Origin of the sequence: Micrococcus sp. HSID17227, from assembly GCF_003989405.1 — a bacterium.
Taxonomy (GTDB): Bacteria; Actinomycetota; Actinomycetes; order Actinomycetales; family Micrococcaceae; genus Micrococcus; species Micrococcus luteus.
Genome location: NZ_RBLN01000240.1, coordinates 1 through 3,555, shown reverse-complemented (window position 1 = coordinate 3,555; position 3,555 = coordinate 1). Strand labels below are relative to the sequence as shown.

At 73.7% G+C, this 3,555-nt stretch carries 4 protein-coding genes; 2 read left to right on the top strand and 2 right to left on the bottom strand.

The genetic code is table 11. From position 1 onward, the window contains the following. Positions 1-174: 174 nt before the first annotated feature. Together D8M29_RS10145 and D8M29_RS10140 are read right to left on the bottom strand one after the other, a co-directional pair. Complete coding sequence (locus tag D8M29_RS10145; RefSeq protein ID WP_049147497.1) at positions 175-711, bottom strand: universal stress protein; 537 nt, start codon at positions 709-711, stop codon at positions 175-177. 73 nt (positions 712-784) lie between these two features. Beyond that, positions 785-1,600, bottom strand: coding sequence for an MBL fold metallo-hydrolase (locus tag D8M29_RS10140; protein WP_127435460.1), 816 nt, complete (start codon positions 1,598-1,600; stop codon positions 785-787). Between the two features lie 12 nt (positions 1,601-1,612). On the opposite strand from D8M29_RS10140, the gene D8M29_RS10135 reads away from it, so the two are divergent. Beyond that, positions 1,613-2,764 carry a glutathione S-transferase family protein gene (locus D8M29_RS10135; RefSeq protein ID WP_127435459.1) on the top strand — a complete coding sequence of 384 codons (1,152 nt, stop codon included), beginning with the start codon at positions 1,613-1,615 and terminating at the stop codon, positions 2,762-2,764. Between the two features lie 200 nt (positions 2,765-2,964). Beyond that, the coding region (locus tag D8M29_RS10130) for a LamB/YcsF family protein (protein WP_148111575.1) at positions 2,965-3,555 on the top strand (591 nt) is incomplete at its 3' end.

Here is a 3,555-nt window from a genome sequence, read left to right as displayed (position 1 = left end):
TCCTCGCACGTCCCGGCCGCGGCGACCCCGTCCGCCCGCATCTGACGGACCAGCGGGGAGGCGGCGGCCTGCACGCGGTTGTCCGGCATCCTCGCCCCCCCCAGCACGGCCCCCTCGACGACGCCGTCACGCGCCGCCGTCAGGACGACGAGGACTGAGGCCCGGCGGGAGCGCTCAGCGCTCGAGCGTCGGGTCCCCGGAATCGACGGGTGTGAGCCGACGCCGCTCTGCCATCGGCTCGGACGCGGGCAGGCCGTGGGCGGCCGGGTCCGTCTCGGCGACGTGGCTCACGGCCTCGGGCGTGTGGTCCCCGTACTGCCGGTACTCCTTCACGCACAGCACCGGCTGATCGATCTCCTGCAGCAGCTCGTCCGAGACCGATCCCATGACGAACCGGCCGAAGCCGCCGCGGCGGCGCACGCCGATGACCACGATGGACGGGTCCAGCTCCGCGGCCACGTCCTTCATCTCCTCCACCGTGGACCGGCCGCGCGCGTACTGACGGAACTCGGCCGTCACGCCGGAGGCGTCCAACCGGGCCTGCACGCCGCGCTGCTGCTCCTCCGTGACGAGGGACTTGGTGCGGTGCTCGCCGCCGGGGCCCGCATTGACCACCACCACGTGCTCGCCGGTGGAGCGGGCGATGTCCAGGGCGGTGTCCAGAGCGGCGTCCGCGGCCTTCGAGGGGGCGTAGCCGACGAGGATGGTCATGGGGTGCCTCCGCGGGGTCGAGGGGACGGGTCTGAGGTCAGCGTAGTGCGGACCGGGCCCGCGGCGGAGGGGCTCAGTCCTCGCGCAGGTGGCGCAGGTGCGCGGCCACCGTCTGGACGGCCACGCGGGCCACGGTGCCGGTGAGGCCGGGGTAGATGCGCGGGGCCAGGTCCTCGGGTGTGATCGTCGCCGCCTCGGTCTCGGGCAACGCGGCCAGGGCGGCGCGGATCTGCTCCAGGCGGCCCTCGCGGTGGTGCCGGTAGTCGCGGGCGACGACGTCCAGCGGCTCCGGCACGGGCCCGTGCGCAGGCAGCACCGTGAGCGGGCCCGCCGCCTCGAGGCGGCGCAGGCTGGCCAGGTAGTCGGTGAGGGTGCCGTCCGGGTGGTCGAGCATGGTGGTGCCCGAGCCGAGGATGGTGTCGCCCGTGATGACCGCGCCGTGCGCGCCCGCGTCCGGGACGGCGAACGAGTAGGAGTCCGAGGTGTGGCCCGGGGTGTGCCACGCCAGCACCGGGGTGCCGGCGACGTCGATCCGTTCGTCCGGCGTCAGGACGGCGGCCCCGCCGCGGCACCAGTCCGGGTCCGCGGCACGCACGGGGGCGCCCGTGGCCGCGTGGAACGCGTCCACCCCGCCGGTGTGGTCGGCGTGCCGGTGCGTCACCAGGATGAGCGCGATCCGGCGCCCCTCGGTCGCCGCACGGACGCGCTCGAGGTGGGCGGCGACGTCGTCCTCCGGGCCCGGGTCCACCACGACGGCCGCATCCGAGTCCGGTGCGGCGACCACGTACGTGTTGGTGCCCGCGAGGGTCATCGGGGAGGGGTTCTGGGCGGTCACGCAGCGCACCAGCGGGGCGGGCGTGGGGCCGGGCGTGGCGGTGGTCGTCGTCATAGGCTCGAGTGTATGGAGAACCAGCAGACCGGCCAGGCCGCGGACCGCGGCACCATCGACACGCGCGAGGGACTCACGGGCAACTACGTGCAGTCCGGGGCGGAGTTCACGCGGGACACGAACTACATCGCGGACCGGATCGTGGCGGACCCGGAGGCCGTGCGGGCCCTGCCCGTGGCCGAGCCGTCCACGGTCGGCCGCGTGGGCGGCGGGCTCACCGAGGGGGCCGAGGTGTGGCCCGTCGAGGCGGGCCGCTACCGGCTCGTGGCGGCGCGGGCGTGCCCGTGGGCGAACCGGACGATCATCGTGCGTCGCCTGCTCGGCCTGGAGGACGCGATCTCGCTGGGCACCCCGGGGCCGACCCACGACGAGCGCTCCTGGACCTTCGACCTCGACGAGGGCGGGAAGGACCCCGTGCTCGGCACCGAGCGGATCCAGGAGAACTACTTCACGCGGTTCCCCGACTACCCGCGGGGCATCACGGTGCCGGCGATCGTGGACGTGCCGACGGGCGGCGTCGTGACCAACGACTACCCGCAGATCACCCTCGACCTCTCGACGGAGTGGACCGCGTTCCACCGCGACGGCGCCCCGCAGCTGGTCCCCGACGCCGGGCCGGAGCGGGACGAGATGTTCGAGGTGATCGAGCGCGTGTTCACCGAGGTGAACAACGGCGTGTACCGGTGCGGCTTCGCGGGCTCGCAGGAGGCGTACGACGCCGCGTACGAGCGGCTGTGGGCCGCGATGGACTGGCTCGAGGAGCGCCTGTCGACGCGCCGCTTCCTGATGGGGGAGCGGATCACCGAGGCCGACGTGCGGCTGTTCACCACGCTCGTGCGGTTCGACCCCGTGTACCACGGGCACTTCAAGTGCAACCGGAACAAGCTGACCGAGATGCCGGCGCTGTGGGGCTACGCGCGCGACCTGTTCCAGACCCCGGGCTTCGGCGACACGATCGACTTCGCGCAGATCAAGGAGCACTACTACGTGGTGCACGAGGACATCAACCCGACGCGCATCGTGCCCGCGGGCCCGGAGCTGGGGAGCTGGCTGATCGAGCACGGGCGTGAGGCGTTCGGCGGGGACCCGTGGGGCGGCGGCACCGCACCCGGGCCCGTGCGCGAGGGCGAGCGCGTGGACCCGGAGCACACGCCGCTGCGGTGACGTCGCTCGGCCCGGCCCGCAACGCGGGTTGAGTTATCGCGGGTGGCGCGGCTGGACACCCGCGATAACTCAACCCGCGTTGGGGTGCGGACCGGGTGAGCGCCAGGAGGACGCGGCGAGGATTGTTGAACAATCATCCTTCATGCCTCAAGATTGTGTGACCGGCACCTCAGCCGGGCCCGATCCGAGAGGACTGCACTGTGTCTCACGCGCCGCAGATCGACCTGAACTCCGACGTCGGCGAGTCCTTCGGCTCGTGGACGATGGGGGACGACGCCGCCATCATGCCCTCCGTCTCCTCCGCCAACGTCGCGTGCGGCTTCCACGCGGGCGATCCCTCGGGGATCGCCCAGACCTGCCGTGACGCGGTCGCCGCCGGCGTCACGATCGGCGCGCACGTGGGCTACCGCGACCTCGCCGGCTTCGGCCGCCGCTTCCTGGACTGCACGCCCACCGAGCTGGCCGACGACGTCCTCTACCAGATCGGCGCCCTCGACGCGCTCGCCCGCGCGGCCGGCGGCCGGGTCCGCTACGTGAAGCCGCACGGCGCCCTCTACAACACGATCGTCCGTCACGAGGCGCACGCCCAGGCCGTCGTCGACGGCGTCAGGGCGTTCGGCTCCGACCTCCCGCTGCTGCTCCTGCCCGGCTCCGTCGCCCTGGACAAGGCGGCCGCCGCGGGGCTGCGCGGCGTCGCCGAGGCCTTCGCGGACCGCGGCTACAACCCGGACGGCACGCTCGTCTCCCGCCGCGAGCCCGGCGCGGTCCTCCACGACGAGGACGACGTCGCC

Bases quoted from the DNA above. Each gene is read 5' to 3' on its own strand.
- D8M29_RS10135 (WP_127435459.1), top strand. From the start codon at position 1,613: ATGGAGAACCAGCAGACCGGCCAGGCCGCGGACCGCGGCACCATCGAC.
- D8M29_RS10145 (WP_049147497.1), bottom strand. From the start codon at position 711: ATGACCATCCTCGTCGGCTACGCCCCCTCGAAGGCCGCGGACGCCGCT.
- D8M29_RS10140 (WP_127435460.1), bottom strand. From the start codon at position 1,600: ATGACGACGACCACCGCCACGCCCGGCCCCACGCCCGCCCCGCTGGTG.